The sequence below is a fragment of the Paracoccus aestuariivivens genome (assembly GCF_009711225.1).
Lineage (GTDB): Bacteria > Pseudomonadota > Alphaproteobacteria > Rhodobacterales > Rhodobacteraceae > Paracoccus > Paracoccus aestuariivivens.
Genome location: NZ_WMIE01000001.1, coordinates 1 through 16,816, shown reverse-complemented (window position 1 = coordinate 16,816; position 16,816 = coordinate 1). Strand labels below are relative to the sequence as shown.

Sequence of the window (16,816 nt, the reverse complement as noted above, 5' to 3'; positions counted from 1 at the left end):
CTGTCCACGGCGCCGCGCCTATGACTTCAGGCGACCCAGCCGCAGGATGAATTCGATGAGCCTTTTGTCCCAGACACTCGCCCGCGTCAAACCCTCGCCCACCATTGCCATCACGGGCCGCGCCCGCGAACTGGCCGCCGAGGGTCGTGACATCATCAGCCTTTCGGCGGGCGAGCCGGATTTCGACACGCCCGAACATATCCGCGAAGCCGCCAAGGCCGCCATCGATGCGGGGCACACACGCTATACGGCCGTCGACGGCATCCCCGAACTCAAGCGCGCGATTTGCGACAAGTTCCTGCGCGAAAACGGGCTGGAATATACGCCGGCCCAGGTCACGGTCGGGACGGGCGGCAAGCAGATCCTGTATAACGCGCTGATGGCCACACTGAACCCCGGCGATGAGGTGATCATTCCCGCGCCTTACTGGGTCAGCTATCCCGACATGGTGCTTCTGGCGGGTGGTACTCCGGTCATCGTCGAAGGCGCGATGGAAAACGGCTATCGCATTACGCCCGACCAGCTTGAGGCCGCGATCTCGTCGAAGACCAAATGGGTGATCATGAACTCGCCCTCGAACCCGACCGGCGCGGGCTATGGCGAGACGCATATGCGCGGACTGACCGACGTGCTGATGCGCCATCCGCATGTCTGGGTGCTGTCCGATGACATCTACGAGCATCTGGTGTTCGATGATTTCGTCTTCGTCACGCCCGCCCAGATCGAGCCGGGGCTGAAAGAGCGTACGCTGACCATGAACGGGGTCAGCAAATCCTATGCCATGACGGGCTGGCGGATCGGTTATGGCGCAGGTCCGGTCGAGTTGATCAAGGCGATGGGCAAATTGCAGTCGCAATCGACATCGAACCCGACCTCGATCAGCCAATATGCCGCGCTGGCCGCGTTGGAGGGGCCGCAGGACTATCTGGAAACCAGCCGCGCCGTGTTCGAGCGCCGCCGCAATCTGGTGGTCGCGGGCCTGAACGCATGCCCCGGCATGACCTGTCCCGTGCCAGAGGGGGCATTCTACGTCTACCCCTCGATCAAGGATCTGATCGGCAAGACTTCGGCTGGCGGTGCGTTGATCGCGGATGACGAAGCCTTCGCGACCGCGCTTCTGAACGAAACCGGCGTGGCCGTGGTCTTTGGGGCGGCCTTCGGGCTTAGCCCCCATTTCCGGATTTCATACGCGACCTCGGACGAGGTTCTGACGGATGCGTGTGACCGCATCCGCCGCTTCTGTGAGGGCCTGCGTTAAGCCTTACCACAGGTATTTGCGCAGGACTTCGCCATCTACCGACTGGGTTCCACCGCGTTGAGGCGCGGAACCCGAGACGCCGATGTCTTGCAAAAGATGCGGTGGCAATTCTGCCAGGGCTTTTCGTGTTGCAGGATCATCAAGCGCCGCCATCCGGTCGGATGTCGTTACGTATAGGTCCTGCTTATCACGGCCGCCGAAGCCGAAAAGCATCAGGATACGATCGGTCAGCCGCAAGGGCCGCCGGGTGGGTGCGCAGTCATACATTGCATTTCTCCGCAATGTGCGTGGTTGATGAGTATGTTCAGGATGCTACTGTCTTGGCGGTTTGACCAACAAAGCCTCCGCAAGCATCCATAAGGCCTGCTTATGTCGATTCCGCCTCTTGCTGCACTTCGCGCCTTCGAAGCCGTGGCCCGTCATCTCAGCTTTACGCGTGCCGCAGATGAACTGGGCATGACGCAAGCCGCCGTCAGCTATCAGATCCGCATGCTTGAGGAGAAGCTTGGCGCGCCGCTTTTCCTGCGCAAAACCCGCGAGATTGCCCTGACCGAGACCGGAGCGCTGTTCGCGCGTCCGACCATCGACGCCTTTGACATGCTGCGCGAGACGTTTTCCGAACCATCGGCGGATTCGGTTTCAACGCTGTCGATCTCGACCGTCCCGACCTTTGCGGGGGCGTGGCTGTCGCCGCGTTTGGGCAAGTTCCAGATGAACAATCCGAATCTGGCCGTGCGGCTCGAGACGAACGACAATCTGATCGATTTCGGGCGCGAGGATATCAGCGTCGCGATCCGCGCCGGTTCGGGCGAGTGGCCGGGGCTGACGGCGCATCATCTGATGAACGTCGAATATACCCCGATGTTGTCGCCGGAACTGGCCAAGAAGCATGACCTGCGCCAACCGTCCGATTTGCTGAAACTGCCGCTGCTGGATGCCTCGGACCCGAACTGGATGGTCTGGATGCGCGAGGCAGGCGTGGATTTCTGGGAAAAGCGCCCCAAGCCCGGCCTGACCCTGAGCACCGATCTGCACGAGGCACGCGCAGCGCTGGCGGGATACGGCGTGGCGCTTCTGACGCCGCGGTTCTTTCGCTACGAACTGGCAACGGGCAGCCTGATCCAGCCATTCAAGCAGGTTTCGGAAAACGGGCGCAGCTATTGGCTGGTCTATCCGACGGGGCGCAGGAACCGGCCCGCGATCCGCAAGTTCCGCGCATTCCTGCTGGATGAAATTTCGTGCGACCCCGGCTAGGTGCCGGGGCCGCTTTACCCCTGGGGGCAGGGGACCTCGATCAGGCTACGAACAGGGTCGGGCGGGTCAGCGTCTCGGGGCGCAGGATTTCGTCCAGCCGCTCTTTCGGCAGCAGTCCTTTTTCCAGAACCAGTTCATAGACGCCGCGACCGGTCATATGCGCTTCGGTCGCGACCTCGGTGGCAGCGGCGTAGCCGATATAGGGGTTCAGCGCGGTGACGATCCCGATCGAACGGCGAACCGTTTCCTTCAACACGTCGCGATTGGCGGTGATACCGCGCACGCAGTTATGCTCGAGCGTGTGCAATCCTGCGACAAGGTGATCGACCGAGCGGAACATGCTGTAGGCAATGATCGGCTCGAAGGCATTCAACTGAAGCTGCCCGCCTTCGGCTGCCATGGTGATGGTCATATCATTGCCGATGACCTCGAAGCAGATCTGGTTCATCACCTCTGGAATGACGGGGTTCACCTTGCCCGGCATGATCGAGGAGCCAGCCTGTTTTGCAGGCAGGTTGATCTCGTTGAAACCTGCGCGCGGACCCGAGGACAGCAGGCGAAGGTCGTTGCAGACCTTCGAGATCTTTACCGCGACACGTTTCAGCACACCCGAGGTTTGCACGAAGGCGCCGCAATCCTGCGTGGCTTCGACCAGATCGGCGGCGGTGACGACCGGGATGACGGTGATCTCGGCCAGACGGGCGCGGACGCGCTCGGCATATTCCGGATGCGCGGTGATGCCGGTGCCGATGGCAGTGGCGCCAAGGTTGATCTCGCAGATCAGGGCTGCTGCTTCGGCCAGACGCTGTTCGTCCTCGCCGATGGTGATGGCGACGGCGCTGAATTCCTGACCCAGCGTCATCGGAACGGCTTCCTGCAACTGGGTGCGGCCCATTTTCAGGATGTCCTGGAACTCGACGCCTTTCTCGGTGAAGGCTCCGCGCAACGAGGCCAGCGCTACGATCAGCCTTTGCAGACCCTTCCATGATGCCAGACGCAGCGCCGTCGGGTAGACGTCATTGGTCGACTGGCTCATGTTCACATGTTCGTTCGGGTGCAGGTATTTGTACTCACCCTTGGCATGGCCCATGATTTCCAGCGCGCGGTTGGCGATGACCTCGTTGGCGTTCATGTTGGTCGAGGTGCCCGCGCCGCCCTGGATCTGGTCCACAACGAATTGGTCATGCAGCTTGCCCGCACGGATTTCCTCGCATGCAGCGACGATGGCGTCGCGGCGCTCGGGGGACAGCAGGCCCAGATCGGCATTGGCCAAAGCGGCGGCCTGCTTGATCGCAGCCAGAGCGCGGACCAGTTCGGGGATCTCGCCGACGGGTCGGCCCGAGATCGGAAAATTCTCGACGGCGCGCAGCGTGTGCACACCCCAATAGGCATCGGCGGGAACTTCGCGGTCACCAAGCAAATCGTGGTCGATGCGGGTCTTCATGTCATTCACCTCGGCTGCATGCCCGAAGAACCCACTGAAAGCGGGGCCGTTCCGGCGAGGCAGGTTTTAGGAGTTGTATCTAATCAGGTTTTTCCGGGCGTCATGCCCTTCATTCCTGCGATGTAGGATCGGGCAGGGCGGATATCCAATGCCAAGTTGCGCTGGGTTATTCCGTTTTGGAATAACCCTCATCCAGCGTCGAGGCGACCTGCCAGACCCGCCCCGTCAGCCCGCGCCCGCGCAACGGATTGCGGTATAGCCGGATCTGCATCGGTAGCTCGGGGGCGACGATTTCCAGCTTTCCCGCCGCGATTTCGGCCTCGACCAGAAGACGGGGCAGCCAGACCACGCCATGACCGGCGACGGCCATGCTTTTCATTGCCTCGGCCATCGAGGCTTCGTCGATATGCGCAACATAGATCTTGGGCGCACCGGGTTGTCCCTGTGCGATCCGCGTCATCTGGTTCAGGAACGAACCGCGCGAATATTGCAAAAGCGGCATTCCCTCGGTCAGCCATTCGCGTGGCCAGCCGGGACGGGCGACCGCGACTAGGCTGTCTTGACCGACGACCAGATGCGGATAACGCTCGGGGTCGAGGGGGATGTTCACTTGCGGATGGGCATAGGTCAGGAAGAAATCATAGCCACCCTCGGAAAGGGCCTCGATGCATCGGTCGAAATTCTCGGGTTTAACACGGCTGGTCATCTGCCCCGCCGCCGATTTCAGGCGCATCAGCCAGCCCGGCAGGAATGTCACGCTGAGGCTGTGCAAGGAAAGGAACGAAATCTCGCCACCGCGGGCGCGGGATTGTTCGCGGAACTCGGCGCGGCGGGATGTAATCATCCGGACGGCTTCCTCGGCGGTTTCGCGAAACAGCACGCCTTCGGGGGTCAGGGTCACGGGATAGCTGTCGCGCGACAAAAGGTCGGTGCCCATCCACTCCTCGAGCGCGCGGATCCGGCGGCTGAAGGCGCTTTGCGTCACGCCGCGCAATTCGGCCGAGCGAGAGAAGCTGCGGGTCTCGGCAAGCGTCAGAAAATCCTCAAGCCATTTGAAATCCATGTGGCCCCCTTTGCCCGTATCTAGCGCAGTCGGTGTGACGGGCAAAGACCACAACACTTGCGCCATTTGTCACAATCGGGTTTGTAGGCCCAACTTGTATGGGAGTTTGAGATGCCGGTAATTTCCTTTGCTGATCTGTCCGAGAAGGTCGAGGCCATTCTGCTCAAGGCCGGGTTCGACGATCTGCACGCGGATGCCTTGGCCCGCATCGTCGCGGCGGGCGAGCGCGACGGCGCGAAGTCGCATGGAATCTATCGTCTTGACGGTATCCTGCGCACGCTCGCGGCGGGAAAGGTGTCGCCCGATGCCCAACCGGTGATCGACGACGAGGATTCGGGCATCATCCGCGTCGAGGCGGGTGGTGCTTTCTCGCCCGCAGCGTTCGAAGCGGGGCTGCCTTTGCTGGCCGACCGTGCCCATGACCTTGGAATCGCGGCGATGGTCATCAATGACTGCGTGCATTTCTCGGCGCTATGGCCCGAAGTCGAGGCACTGGCCGAACGCGGGGTTGCCGGGCTTTCCATGTGCCCCAGCTATTCCGCCGTCGCTCCGGCAGGTGGAACCCGACCGCTGCTGGGAACGAACCCGATCGCATTCGGTTGGCCGCGTCTTGACGATGCGCCCTATGTCTTCGACTTTGCCACCTCGGTTGCCGCGCGCGGCGAGATCGAACTGAAACGCCGCGCGGGTGAACCCTTGCCCGAAGGTTGGGCATTGGATGCCGACGGCCATCCCACCACCGACCCCGAAGCCGCTCTGTCCGGTGCGATGCTGCCATTCGGCGGGCATAAGGGCTCGGCGATTTCGACCATGGTCGAGCTGCTGGCTGGAGTGATGATAGGCGATCTGACCAGCGATGCCGCTCTTTCGGCACTGGGCACGACGACTTTGGCCCCGCGTCATGGACAGTTGATCCTTGCCTTCTCGCCCGAGCGGTTTGCTGCTGGCCGCAGCAATCCCTTTGCGCAGGCCGAGTTGCTGTTCAGCGCGATCCTTGGTCAGGGCGCAAGGTTGCCCGGCGAGCGCCGCCACCAGATCCGTGCCCGCTCGATGGCCGAAGGCATCCACCTGAGCGACGAGGAAATGGCCGGACTGGACGCGCTGCTGGCCGGTTAAAGCTCGGTCCAGTTCTGTTCGACCACCGCCTCCATCGAGACATAGCTGGTGGTCGCGTGCATATGGGGGAGGGCCGAGATTTTCTCGGCCATGATCCTGCGATAGCCGGTCATGTCCTTGGAGCGCACCTTCAGCAGGTAATCGAAGCCGCCCGCGATCATGTAGCATTCCTCGATCTCGGGAATGGCGCGGACGGCTTCGTTAAAGGCCTCCAGCGCCTTTTGCCGCGTGTCGGACAGCCGCACCTCGACATAGGTTACATGGGTCAGGCCCAGTTTCAGGGGTGACAGGATCGCGCGGTAGCCGGTGATCAGCCCCATTTTCTCCATCTGTTTGATCCGCAAGGCCACCGGCGTCTTGGACAGCCCGACCTTGCGGGCCAGTTCGGTGATGGGAATGCGGGCATTGGCAACCAGCTCGCGCAGGATCTTCACGTTGGTCGCGTCCAGAACGTCGTCCATGGTCTTCCATGCCGCCAAATTATGTTATGATCGCCTAGCTCCATACACTCATTTGGTCACATCGTCCACGCCTGTCAGAGTATGCAGCCTCGTACTCAGGAGAATACGATGCCCAACACCCAGCTTTCCGATCTTGGTCCCGACAGCAAATTCCAGCCCGAGCAATTGCTACTGGACCGGCTTGTGGCCGAGACCGCGCTGGATGAACGCGCGCGCGCTGCGATCAGCGCCCGTGCCGCGTTGCTGGTCCGCCGCATCCGCAGCGAGGCCAAGCCCACGATGATGGAGCATTTCCTGGCGGAATACGGCCTGTCCACCCGTGAGGGCGTCGCCTTGATGTGTCTGGCCGAGGCCATGCTGCGCGTTCCTGACCGTGACACCATCGATGCGCTGATCGAAGACAAGATCGCGCCGTCGGATTGGGGCAAGCATCTGGGCGAGGCATCCTCGTCGCTGGTTAATGCCTCGACATGGGCGCTGATGCTGACCGGTAAGGTGTTGGACGACAACCACGGCGGTATCGCGGGCACGCTACGCGGTGCCATTCGCCGTCTGGGCGAGCCGGTGATCCGCGCCGCCGTGGGTCGTGCCATGAAGGAGATGGGACGTCAGTTCGTGCTGGGTGAAACGATCTCCAAGGCACTGGACAACGCGACGACCCGCGAAAAGCAGGGCTTCACCTACAGCTATGACATGCTGGGCGAAGCCGCCATGACCGAGGCCGACGCCAAGCGTTATGCGCGATCCTATTCCGATGCCATCGCGGCCATTGCGAAGGCTTGCGACAAGGGATCGGTGCAGATGAATCCGGGCATCTCGATCAAGCTGTCGGCGCTGCATCCGCGCTACGAGGTCGCGCAAGAAGAACGTGTCATGGCCGAGTTGGTCCCCGTCGTTCAGAAACTGGCCCGCGAGGCCAAGGTCGGCGGCATGGGCATGAACATCGACGCCGAAGAGCAGGACCGCCTTGTTCTGTCGATGAAGGTGATCGAGGCGGTAATGTCCGATCCGGCTCTGGCGGGCTGGAACGGTTTTGGCGTAGTCGTACAGGCCTACGGCAAACGCGCCGGACTGGTCATCGACTGGTTGTACGAACTGGCGACGCGTCTGGACCGCAAGATCATGGTCCGGTTGGTCAAGGGCGCCTATTGGGACAGCGAGATCAAACGTGCCCAGGTCGAAGGGCTGCCGGGTTTCCCGCTGTTCACCTCGAAAGTGGCGACCGATGTCAGCTATATCGCGAATGCGAAAAAGCTGATCGGTTACGCCGACCGGATCTATCCGCAATTTGCCACGCATAATGCCCACACGGTCGCCGCCGTGCTGGAAATGGCAGGGGGGATCGAGTACGAATTCCAGCGTCTGCACGGCATGGGCGAGCGTTTGCACGACATCGTCCTGCGTGAAGACAAGGGCCGCTGCCGCATATATGCTCCGGTTGGCGCGCATCGCGATCTGCTGGCCTATCTGGTCCGCCGCCTGCTGGAAAACGGTGCGAACTCGTCTTTCGTGAACCAGATCGTTGACGAATCCATCGCCCCCGAGGCTGTCGCCGCCGATCCCTTTGTCGAACTGGCGACGGCACATGCTCCGGCAAGTCTGGTCGCGCCGTCCGAAATCTTCGGTAAGGAGCGCGCGAACTCGCAAGGTTTCGATCTAAGCGATACCGCCGTGCTGGCTCGGATCGAGGCGGCGCGCAATGTCGCGCTCGCCGATGCCCAGCCGCTGACCGTAACGCCTGCGACGGGTGCAACGCTGCCGGTGCGCAATCCGGCGACCGGCGAAGTCGTGGCAAATGTCACCGAAGCCGACGCCCGTACCGCTGTTCAGGCCATTGAAGATGCCCGTAACTGGGATGTGGCACCTGCCGAGCGCGCCGCGACCCTGCGTCGTGCCGCAGATCTATACGAGACGAATTACGGCCCGATCTTCGCCGCATTGGCGCGCGAAGCAGGCAAGACCTTGCCCGATGCCGTTGGCGAATTGCGCGAGGCGGTCGATTTCCTGCGTTATTACGCCTCGGAAGGGGAGAACGTGAACCGTGCTCCGCGTGGTCCGGTGGTGGCGATCAGCCCTTGGAACTTCCCGCTGGCAATCTTCACCGGTCAGATCGCTGCCGCGCTGATGGCCGGAAACGCGGTTCTGGCCAAACCGGCCGAGCAAACTCCGCTGATCGCCACCTTGGCTGTGCGCTTGTTGCACGAAGCGGGTGTTCCGGTATCGGCGTTGCAATTGCTTCCGGGTCAAGGCGCCACGGTTGGCGCGGCGCTGACATCGGACGCGCGGGTCAAGGGCGTGGTGTTCACCGGTTCGACCGACACCGCTCGCATCATCGCTCGCGCCATGGCCGCCAATATGGAGCCGGGCACCCCGTTGATCGCAGAAACCGGCGGTCTGAACGCAATGATCGTCGATTCGACGGCCTTGCCCGAACAGGCGGTCCGCGATGTGGTTGCTTCCGCGTTCCGCTCGGCCGGTCAGCGTTGTTCGGCGCTGCGTTGCCTTTATGTGCAAGAGGACATCGCTCCGCATCTGATCGAGATGATCAAGGGCGCGATGAACGAATTGCGCATGGGTGATCCGTGGTCGATCGAGACCGATGTCGGGCCGGTGATCGACGCCGAAGCGCATCAGGGCATCAAGGAATATCTTGGTCAGAACCGCAGCCGTGTGGCCTATGCGCTGCATGCGCCTCGGGACGGGCATTTCATCGCGCCGACGATGGTGACGGTTTCGGGAATCGAGGAAATGGACCGCGAGATTTTCGGGCCGGTCCTTCATGTGGCGACTTTCGCTTCGGGCGATATCGAGAATGTGGTTAAGGCGATCAACGCGCGCGGTTACGGTCTGACCTTCGGCTTGCACACCCGCATCGACGGGCGCGTACAAGAGGTCACGGACGCGATCCATGCCGGAAACATCTACGTCAACCGGAACCAGATCGGCGCGGTTGTCGGCTCGCAACCTTTCGGTGGCGAGGGGCTTTCGGGCACCGGACCCAAGGCTGGCGGCCCGTTCTACCTGCAACGGTTCTATGCGCCGGAGTTTCCCGGTGTGGCACCTACGTCGCAGGCCGCCCAACCGGTCGAGCAGTTCATGCCCGGTCCGACAGGCGAGATGAACCGCCTGCATCTGATTGCCCGCCCACCGGTTCTATGCGCGGGCCCCGGAACTGAGGCCCGCGCGACTCAGCTTGCGGCGGTCGAGGCTTTGGGTGGCAAGGCAGTCGAATTGCCCGATGATGCTGCGTTCGGGTCGTTGAGCCAGCAGGGTGATTTCTCGGCCGTTCTGTGGTGGGGCGACAAGGCGGGCGCATGCCAGATCGCCCAGATCCTCGCGGGTATGCAGGGCGCCTTGCGGCCGTTGATCTGCTCGGCGCCTGACGTTGCCCACGTCATGCACGAGCGCCATTTGTGCGTCGACACCACTGCCGCCGGTGGCAACGCGGCGCTACTGGCCGGTTGATCGACGGTTTATTTTTAACCTTCGCAATAGCCACAGCGGCGTTTTTGTGCAACTCGCCGACCTACGGGATTCACCGAGTGAATCTCGTAGGTTAATCGTCACGGGATGACGATGTCCGCACCTGCCCGCAACCGGACAACAAACTGGAAATCATATGGTGAGCCGTCGAGGCACCATTGGTCCGAGCCCAACGGCGAACGCGCTGAAGCGATGTAGATCATTGCTGATCTGGCGGGACAGGTGGTCTTCCCCCTGAAAAGTGGTTCTCCCCGAGTTAGGCTCTCGAGGTCTTTGGAGGATGAATGAATGCCGCAAAAGAAGCATAGCCGCATCGAGATGATGTTCGGTCGCCTGAACGGCTGGTGCCGCGTGGCCACCCGCTGCGACAGATGCCGAACCTGGATTCCCTAGGCTGAGAGAAAAACAACCCCCAGTCCGGGATCACGGGGCAAGGTCAATATCCCTAAGCGGGAACTGGCCGAAACATTCGCAAAGGCCGGACTAGATTTCTACGATCAGGTAATCCCGACATCGATGGTTATCATGTCTTTTCCTTGGCCCGATCCATCGCCCGAGATAAGCCATCAATTTCCTGCCGGTCTGATCTAGCCCTGTTCCGCGGCCTCACGGATTCCGGTTACGTGGTCAACGAGAACTGCGCCGTTGCCGCGCAGAACAAGAACCGGACCTTCAGTCGAAATCTCGATCCCTGTCACTTCGGAGTAGCCCTCGACATTCGTTGTTGAGATAACCTCTCCATTATTCATTGCTAGCAGTTGGAACTGATAATGCCCGTCGGGCAGGGCATTTCCGCTTGCGTCGCGGCCTTGCCAATCGACTTCGCCCGAACCGGTTCCAATATCCTCGCGCATGATCTCATTTCCGGCGCTATCCGAAGTAATGAGGATAAGTTGATCCGCATTTGCAGGTGAGTCGATTTGCAGCGTCACCGACTCGCCTTCATACCAGATTGGGCCAGAGGCGCGGATCTCCCTACCGATCCAGCCGGAATACTGCGCGAGTTGTCCGCCATTTGCGTTCAGGAGTTCAGTAAGAAGATTGTTGGTCTGAACCTGCTGCTCGACGCCCGAGAAAGTCGCCAACTGTACGGCAAAATCAGAGCTTTCCATCGGATTCAAAGGGTCCTGATTCTGTACTTGAGTCGTCAGCATCCGCAAAAAAGTCAGGTAATCGCTTCCAACCGACGACGTCCCTGATGTACCCGTTGAATTGGTCGTTGCCGTGGCGCCGGTGTTTACGCCGTTTATGCTGTCTACCATAGGCTTGTTCCCTTATATGCGTATGTCAATCTGGCGAAGAGACACGAGACGTGGCGATTCGGTCGTTGGCGTTACAGTTACTGCTTCCGCGCCAACGCCCATCGAGTTGCTGCTGCCGGATTTCTCGTGCCAACGCTTCTGTTCGGCACCGTCGCCTTGATCAGAGAATGACAGCGACGCATCCGCAAATCCGCTTTCTCTTAACTCTTTGGCCAGTTGCTCACTGTTTCGTCGCAGGAGGTCCAAAGTTTCGCGATTCTCGGCGTAAATTGTGACCGATATTGTATCACCAGATGCGACGACCATACGGACCTTGCCCAACTCGTCGGGGGAGAGCGTAATCTCAATCTCGTTGCTATCCAGAGGCTGCGCCTGTCGGGAAATCTGCCGCAGGATCTCGTGCGGCTCTTGATGGAATAGCTGTGGAGCCTGATTTCCGTATAATGGTCCTTGTAGTGGTTCACGTCCGAACCTGACCGATAGGTCAGGGCCAGCCTCACCATATGGTTTGAGGTCGCTCAGAGCCGGATCGGAGCCGGTCGGTTGAGCCATCGAAATATCCGACGAACTAACGGATTGCACCGAGTTGAAGCCCGGGTTCGGTGTTGTGTTGCGGCCTTCCACCTTGGGCAGGTCTGGGTCGGCCGAGTTTTCTTGCCGAAGCAGCCTGCCAGGGTCGGTTCGAGATTCAGATACCGCACGGTCGCTGAATGTGTGCGGGGCAACGACGCTCCCTGATACTGAAATCCCTCGTCCATTAGCTGAATTGACCGAATGTTCACTCGTTTTGACATCATCTAGGAATGTACCGTCATTCGTTTGGTTGCGGTCAATGTCCTGAAGTGCCGGTTTCGATGAGACTATTATGTCAGATATATTGAATGCTTCAGTGTTGGCTGTCGATAATGTTTCGAATCGGTTCGACTTGTCGTCGGGGTTAGTCACGGGTAGGTGTTTCGAACGATCTATTGAACCGGTATCGTGATTTTGCCTAATGATTACGCTATTATAAATTGCCGGCGAAGTAGTTGTGGAATGCAGAGTCGTGTCAAAAATTATCGGTGCCGCTTCAGGGGCAGTTTTTGTAGCACCATTAATTTCATTTGCTCTGGGTAAGCTGAGCTTCGGAATAGATTTGGTCAAGGGTGGGGTAGATGGTAGTTGGTCGGGCAAACTGAAGAAATCAAAATCAGGCACAAATTCTACTATGCCTTCTTCTCTTCTTTTGATCGGAAAATGTTGATTTGATAAATCGGAGTTCGGATCGATCGAAAGCTTGTTGACTAGAGTACGCGGCATTTTTTCTGCGCCAACCTCTGTGTTTCCGTCTTCTATTATGACAGAATCATTCGCGTTCGGATGAAAACTCGGGCGATCAAGTTGTTCGAAGACTTGTTCGAAATCGCATGAGTTACATCCGGCGGGGCTGGGAAGATTGGTATCACCAGAACACACATCTGTTGTCGAATCGTTTGTGCAAATGCTGTCGCCGGTCGTCGTGATCTCGATATCTTCTTCACCGATCATGTCAACAATCTGACCAGCCCGTGAAATTTCTGATTGAACGAACTCCCGCTCGAACTCGAAGTTGCTGTCGTTCGTGCTTCCACGAGCGAGCGGCTGAGCCTTCGACAACGTGTATGAATGGGCTGCAATTGCTTCAAGCACGGCGTTTCCCTTGCGTGTTCGCCTCTCTACCTAGCAGCCGTGCCTTACCAAATATTTACCAGATCATCGTAAAAGTGAGAAATTCCAATCATGTTTGAGGGCGGAAATGAAAGTTGGTCCCGAGATTGCAACGGCACCGTGTCATAGCGGCCGAAAGTCGCAAGTGAGCGATGGACTTGAACGTGCATTTTTAGGCGAGATGTTGAAGGTCGCTGGGCCAAGGCCTCTAGAGGGCGTATTCGGTGGAGGCATTGGGGAGGAGCAGTTCGCGAGCCTGCTTTGCGAGGTAAATGCCGAGGCACTGGCACTTCGCATGGATCTTAGACTTGCAGGCGGGCAGAGGTGTGGCAGATGAGCATAATTGATTGTTTGCGAAAAGCTCAGGGCGCGATTATCAATTTGGACCCAATTCTTGCTTATGACCTTATTACCGAGTCTAAAGAAATGCGCGCCACCGTTGACCTGGATGCATCGAATATAAATAATATCGCGCTAGAAGTAGAGCGCATTGGGCTATTGTCGCTTGCGGTCATGTCTGGGATATCATCGGCAATAGATATGATAAAAGTTTTGTCCGAGTCTGCTGGAACTTGCACCCTATATGATCGCGATGGAAGGCGGGAGAGTCACCGTATTTCCGACAGCACCAGCAGAAAGTTTTGAATAAAACTATCATCACTGATCATTTGTGCATGGGTATCCGTTCAGTATTTATTCACTTGTGATGCCTAGCCTCAGAGTCGTGCATCACGCATCGGGCAAAGCCCCGCGGGTCAGAAGGGCCTTTTTCGCAACGGGGATGAAATGTTCCCACGAATGGAGTTAAGTTATGTCCAGTATTCTGACCAACAGCTCGGCACTTGTCGCTTTGCAGACCCTTAAGGGTATCAATTCGAATCTCGCGAAGACTCAAAGCGAAATTTCCACCGGCAAGTCGGTGGCCTCCGCCCAGGATAACGCGGCGGTTTGGGCAATTTCCAAAACGATGGAGACGGATCAAACAACGTTCAAGACGATCCAGACAAACCTGAATGTCGCAGGTCAGACCGTGGCGACCGCTCGTGACGGTGCAGAGAGCGTTCAAAAATTGCTTGACGAGGTGAAGCAACTTGCCACCGGTGCGGATCGTAGCGACAGCAATTTCGCCACCATTCAAACCCAAATCACTGCGAAGCGTGATCAAATTGCGGCGATTGTCAAAGGGACTCAAGCAAATGGTGTGAATCTACTAAGCACCAATGGCGTTATCGGAGGATCGACTTACTCGGTGTTGGGTTCGCTTGACCGTAGCAGTACCACAATGACTGCATCCCGCATCAATGTTGCATCAGTCGACTTCGAGGCGAACATTGTTGACGCCACGATCACGACGATCACCGATCTTGATAGCGCGGAAACTGCAGTAACTGAGATCGAAGCGTTGATGAAGATCGCGATTTCTGGTGCGGCTTCCCTTGGAGCGGCCGGAGAAAGGATTTCGGACCAGGTCGAATTCGTCTCGAAACTGTCGGATTCGCTTAAAATGGCGGCTGGTTCTCTGGTCGATGCAGATATGGAGGAGGCCTCGGCCAGATTGCAAGCTCTGCAGACCCAGCAGCAGCTCGGAATTCAGGCGCTGTCGATCGCGAACCAGGCACCGTCTTCGATCATGTCCCTGTTCAGAGGATAATAATTTTCACCTGGGGGCAGCCTACGCTGCCCCCAACACGTTTTAGTTTTTCAGTGTTGGACAGGAGAACAACATGTACCGGCATCCGCTTTGGGTAACGCCTACGTCCATCCGGCGGTCCGGAGTCCAAAGGAGATGGAATATGACGCCTTCTCTTTGGTCACGCGAGAATTGGTCAAGTCGCCTCGCGAGTGTGCCGATATACGGACGATTTCTGCCATCTCGCGAAACAATGAGTTGTGGACATTCCTTGGTGCGGCGTTGGCAGATCCCTCGAACCAACTGAGAGATGATCTTAAATCGGGATTGATGTCGCTATCTGCATTTGTACTGAGGCATGGCCACAATGTCCTTGTTGGGCGGGGAAATACGAATGTCCTTATAGACATCAATATGGCTATAATGCGCGGTCTTCGTGGGGTATGCGACCTATGAGCGGTCTTATCCTTAAACTTTCATCTCGTGAGCGAGTCTTGATCAATGGGGCTGTAGTCGAAAATTGGGATAAGCGCGCCAGGTTGTCGATAGTGTCTCCCAATGCACATATCCTTCGGTTGCGTGATGCAATGCATCCGAATGATGCGAATACTCCAGTTGGTCGAATCTGCTATACGTGTCAGTTGCTCGTCGTCGGCGATGTTGATGAGCAGATTGAACGAATGAATGTTTTGCATGGGGTTAGTCAACTCTCTTCCATTTTTTCGGACCAGGAAAGCAGGAATATATTGGTTGCTGTAGACGGCTTGATTCGTCACGGTAATTACTATAAAGCACTAAAGAAGTTGCGTTATTTATTGCCCCTTGAGTCCGTCCTTTTGCAGAGTTCTCGTTTATGACTTATTCCGTTAATCTGGCGAGTGGCGGATATACGGGCTGGAAGTTGTTGATGCGAACTGAGGAGTTGCAGAGGAATACCTTCGGAAAGAGTCATGATATTCTCCGTGCGAAGGACTACTACCAAGAGAAGATGCCGGGAGTTAAGAGCGCAGATCAGTTGGTGTCAGACTACCGTCTTCTAAACGTCACCCTTCGCGCGTTTGGTCTGGAAGGGGATATGAATAACCGCTTGTTCATCAAGAAGGTTATGGAAGCGGATCCTGATGATAAGTCGAGTTTAGTCAATAAGCTGACTGATAAAAGATACTTGGCCCTGAATCAGGCGCTGTCTTCAGTTGGATCTGAAGAGTTTGTTGAAGGCGGGCGTATCGGTGAGATTGTCTCAAGATTTGAAATCAGGTCGTTTGAACGAAGTATTGGGGAGAACTATCCTGAGATCGAGATTGCATTGAATGCTTTTCGTGAACTCGGAGAATTGTCTAAAAAATCTTCAACCGAGAATACAAAATGGTACACTGCGATTGCATCGAAGCCTGTTCGAAAATTCCTCGAGGGAGCACTTTGGTTGGATGAAAGTTTGTCTAACCTTTCAATCGATAGGCAGATTTCCGAGATGAGGGTCAGACTCGAAAAGGTAACAGGTAATTCGAATATCTCGCAGTTCTCCGATGTCCTGACAATTGATCGGATGGTTACGCGTTATTTGGTTCGATCGTCGTTTTCGCAAAATAGGGCAATGAGTTCGCAAGGTATTGCGTTAGAATTGATCAAGGGTTAGTTTTTTGAGAATTTTATGAACTGAGGTCGTGCGTTCGTCCGAACGCAAGCTTGATTAATTTGTGCTATGACCTGCCTTCAGATTGTTTCCATTAATCTTAACTGAGATCTTATCTAATTTTCGATGTCTACCGATTTTGAATCATCTGCATCCGGCTTTTGATGACTTGGTCATGATGGCGGGCTTATATCTCAAAATTGTAAACTCGCTTCTGCTACAAGGATTAAAGCGTAGCGATGATCGGACCATTGGTATAGGTCATCAAGCGGTGGACGGTGAAGCGCAACTGTGGCGGTGACCGCCACCTGTCCAAGTGAACCGTCGAAGGCGCTGGTGATCGAGATCGTTCAGGGCATTTGAGAGGGACCTTGTCCGCAGTGCGGCCGCGTTAGCCCCTTAGACCCGATGATCGGGAGGTGAGCTGACTGGGTTGGCGGCCTCTCCCGCGGCATTCTCCGTTCGAGGGTTGCACCAGGTCGGCTGGTGCCGAGCCTCAAGAATGGGGGAGAGACCGAATGCAGAA

General features: G+C 57.5%; 15 protein-coding genes. 9 read left to right on the top strand and 6 right to left on the bottom strand.

Annotated elements, in window-relative coordinates; translation table 11 throughout:
• The first annotated feature begins 55 nt into the window (after positions 1-55).
• On the top strand, positions 56-1,258 hold the full coding sequence (locus GL286_RS00075; protein WP_155093524.1) for a pyridoxal phosphate-dependent aminotransferase: 1,203 nt from the start codon (positions 56-58) through the stop codon (positions 1,256-1,258).
• A gap of 3 nt (positions 1,259-1,261) precedes the next feature.
• Here the strand turns inward: GL286_RS00075 and GL286_RS00070 are convergent, their stop codons facing one another.
• Positions 1,262-1,495 carry a DUF1127 domain-containing protein gene (locus GL286_RS00070; protein WP_246184786.1) on the bottom strand — a complete coding sequence of 78 codons (234 nt, stop codon included), beginning with the start codon at positions 1,493-1,495 and terminating at the stop codon, positions 1,262-1,264.
• A 132-nt stretch (positions 1,496-1,627) separates the two neighbouring features.
• Between GL286_RS00070 and GL286_RS00065 the strand changes: the two genes are divergently transcribed.
• Positions 1,628-2,512 carry a LysR substrate-binding domain-containing protein gene (locus GL286_RS00065; RefSeq protein WP_155093522.1) on the top strand — a complete coding sequence of 295 codons (885 nt, stop codon included), beginning with the start codon at positions 1,628-1,630 and terminating at the stop codon, positions 2,510-2,512.
• A 40-nt stretch (positions 2,513-2,552) separates the two neighbouring features.
• On the opposite strand, the gene aspA is transcribed toward GL286_RS00065, so the two are convergent.
• Positions 2,553-3,956 carry an aspartate ammonia-lyase gene (gene aspA, locus GL286_RS00060; RefSeq protein ID WP_155093521.1) on the bottom strand — a complete coding sequence of 468 codons (1,404 nt, stop codon included), beginning with the start codon at positions 3,954-3,956 and terminating at the stop codon, positions 2,553-2,555.
• A gap of 166 nt (positions 3,957-4,122) precedes the next feature.
• The gene (locus GL286_RS00055) at positions 4,123-5,019 is read right to left on the bottom strand and encodes a LysR family transcriptional regulator (protein WP_155093520.1); all 897 of its coding nucleotides are present in this window, start codon (positions 5,017-5,019) and stop codon (positions 4,123-4,125) included.
• Between the two features lie 111 nt (positions 5,020-5,130).
• On the opposite strand from GL286_RS00055, the gene GL286_RS00050 reads away from it, so the two are divergent.
• A complete protein-coding gene (locus GL286_RS00050; RefSeq protein ID WP_155093519.1) occupies positions 5,131-6,135 on the top strand; it encodes an Ldh family oxidoreductase in 1,005 nt (334 codons plus the stop codon).
• Here the strand turns inward: GL286_RS00050 and GL286_RS00045 are convergent.
• Complete coding sequence (locus GL286_RS00045) at positions 6,132-6,596, bottom strand: Lrp/AsnC family transcriptional regulator (RefSeq protein WP_155093518.1); 465 nt, start codon at positions 6,594-6,596, stop codon at positions 6,132-6,134. The genes GL286_RS00050 and GL286_RS00045 overlap by 4 nt on opposite strands.
• 108 nt (positions 6,597-6,704) lie before the next feature.
• On the opposite strand from GL286_RS00045, the gene putA reads away from it, so the two are divergent.
• Complete coding sequence (gene putA / locus GL286_RS00040; protein ID WP_155093517.1) at positions 6,705-10,061, top strand: bifunctional proline dehydrogenase/L-glutamate gamma-semialdehyde dehydrogenase PutA; 3,357 nt, start codon at positions 6,705-6,707, stop codon at positions 10,059-10,061.
• 605 nt (positions 10,062-10,666) lie between these two features.
• Here putA and GL286_RS00035 read toward each other — a convergent pair.
• Both GL286_RS00035 and GL286_RS22835 read right to left on the bottom strand, forming a co-directional pair.
• Positions 10,667-11,341, bottom strand: a complete 675-nt coding sequence (locus GL286_RS00035) for a flagellar hook capping FlgD N-terminal domain-containing protein (RefSeq protein WP_155093516.1) — start codon at positions 11,339-11,341, stop codon at positions 10,667-10,669.
• Between the two features lie 12 nt (positions 11,342-11,353).
• On the bottom strand, positions 11,354-13,009 hold the full coding sequence (locus tag GL286_RS22835; protein ID WP_155093515.1) for a flagellar hook-length control protein FliK: 1,656 nt from the start codon (positions 13,007-13,009) through the stop codon (positions 11,354-11,356).
• Between the two features lie 351 nt (positions 13,010-13,360).
• Here GL286_RS22835 and GL286_RS00025 point away from each other — a divergent pair, with 351 nt between their 5' ends.
• From GL286_RS00025 to GL286_RS00005, 5 genes are all read left to right on the top strand, one after another.
• The gene (locus GL286_RS00025; RefSeq protein ID WP_155093514.1) at positions 13,361-13,672 is read left to right on the top strand and encodes a hypothetical protein; all 312 of its coding nucleotides are present in this window, start codon (positions 13,361-13,363) and stop codon (positions 13,670-13,672) included.
• 166 nt (positions 13,673-13,838) lie between these two features.
• Complete coding sequence (locus GL286_RS00020) at positions 13,839-14,678, top strand: flagellin N-terminal helical domain-containing protein (protein WP_155093513.1); 840 nt, start codon at positions 13,839-13,841, stop codon at positions 14,676-14,678.
• A 90-nt stretch (positions 14,679-14,768) separates the two neighbouring features.
• Complete coding sequence (locus tag GL286_RS22895) at positions 14,769-15,113, top strand: flagellar biosynthesis regulator FlaF (RefSeq protein WP_425496076.1); 345 nt, start codon at positions 14,769-14,771, stop codon at positions 15,111-15,113.
• Positions 15,110-15,514, top strand: coding sequence for a flagellar biosynthesis repressor FlbT (locus tag GL286_RS00010; RefSeq protein ID WP_155093511.1), 405 nt, complete (start codon positions 15,110-15,112; stop codon positions 15,512-15,514). Before GL286_RS22895 ends, GL286_RS00010 begins: the two co-directional genes overlap by 4 nt.
• On the top strand, positions 15,511-16,293 hold the full coding sequence (locus GL286_RS00005) for a DUF1217 domain-containing protein (protein WP_155093510.1): 783 nt from the start codon (positions 15,511-15,513) through the stop codon (positions 16,291-16,293). The genes GL286_RS00010 and GL286_RS00005 overlap by 4 nt, the downstream gene beginning before the upstream one ends.
• Positions 16,294-16,816 lie beyond the last annotated feature (523 nt).

Coding starts and splice junctions, on each gene's coding strand:
- GL286_RS00075 (WP_155093524.1), top strand. CDS start 56: ATGAGCCTTTTGTCCCAGACACTCGCCCGCGTCAAACCCTCGCCCACC.
- GL286_RS00065 (WP_155093522.1), top strand. CDS start 1,628: ATGTCGATTCCGCCTCTTGCTGCACTTCGCGCCTTCGAAGCCGTGGCC.
- aspA (WP_155093521.1), bottom strand. CDS start 3,956: ATGAAGACCCGCATCGACCACGATTTGCTTGGTGACCGCGAAGTTCCC.
- GL286_RS00055 (WP_155093520.1), bottom strand. CDS start 5,019: ATGGATTTCAAATGGCTTGAGGATTTTCTGACGCTTGCCGAGACCCGC.
- GL286_RS00050 (WP_155093519.1), top strand. CDS start 5,131: ATGCCGGTAATTTCCTTTGCTGATCTGTCCGAGAAGGTCGAGGCCATT.
- GL286_RS00045 (WP_155093518.1), bottom strand. CDS start 6,596: ATGGACGACGTTCTGGACGCGACCAACGTGAAGATCCTGCGCGAGCTG.
- putA (WP_155093517.1), top strand. CDS start 6,705: ATGCCCAACACCCAGCTTTCCGATCTTGGTCCCGACAGCAAATTCCAG.
- GL286_RS00035 (WP_155093516.1), bottom strand. CDS start 11,341: ATGGTAGACAGCATAAACGGCGTAAACACCGGCGCCACGGCAACGACC.
- GL286_RS00025 (WP_155093514.1), top strand. CDS start 13,361: ATGAGCATAATTGATTGTTTGCGAAAAGCTCAGGGCGCGATTATCAAT.
- GL286_RS00020 (WP_155093513.1), top strand. CDS start 13,839: ATGTCCAGTATTCTGACCAACAGCTCGGCACTTGTCGCTTTGCAGACC.
- GL286_RS00010 (WP_155093511.1), top strand. CDS start 15,110: ATGAGCGGTCTTATCCTTAAACTTTCATCTCGTGAGCGAGTCTTGATC.
- GL286_RS00005 (WP_155093510.1), top strand. CDS start 15,511: ATGACTTATTCCGTTAATCTGGCGAGTGGCGGATATACGGGCTGGAAG.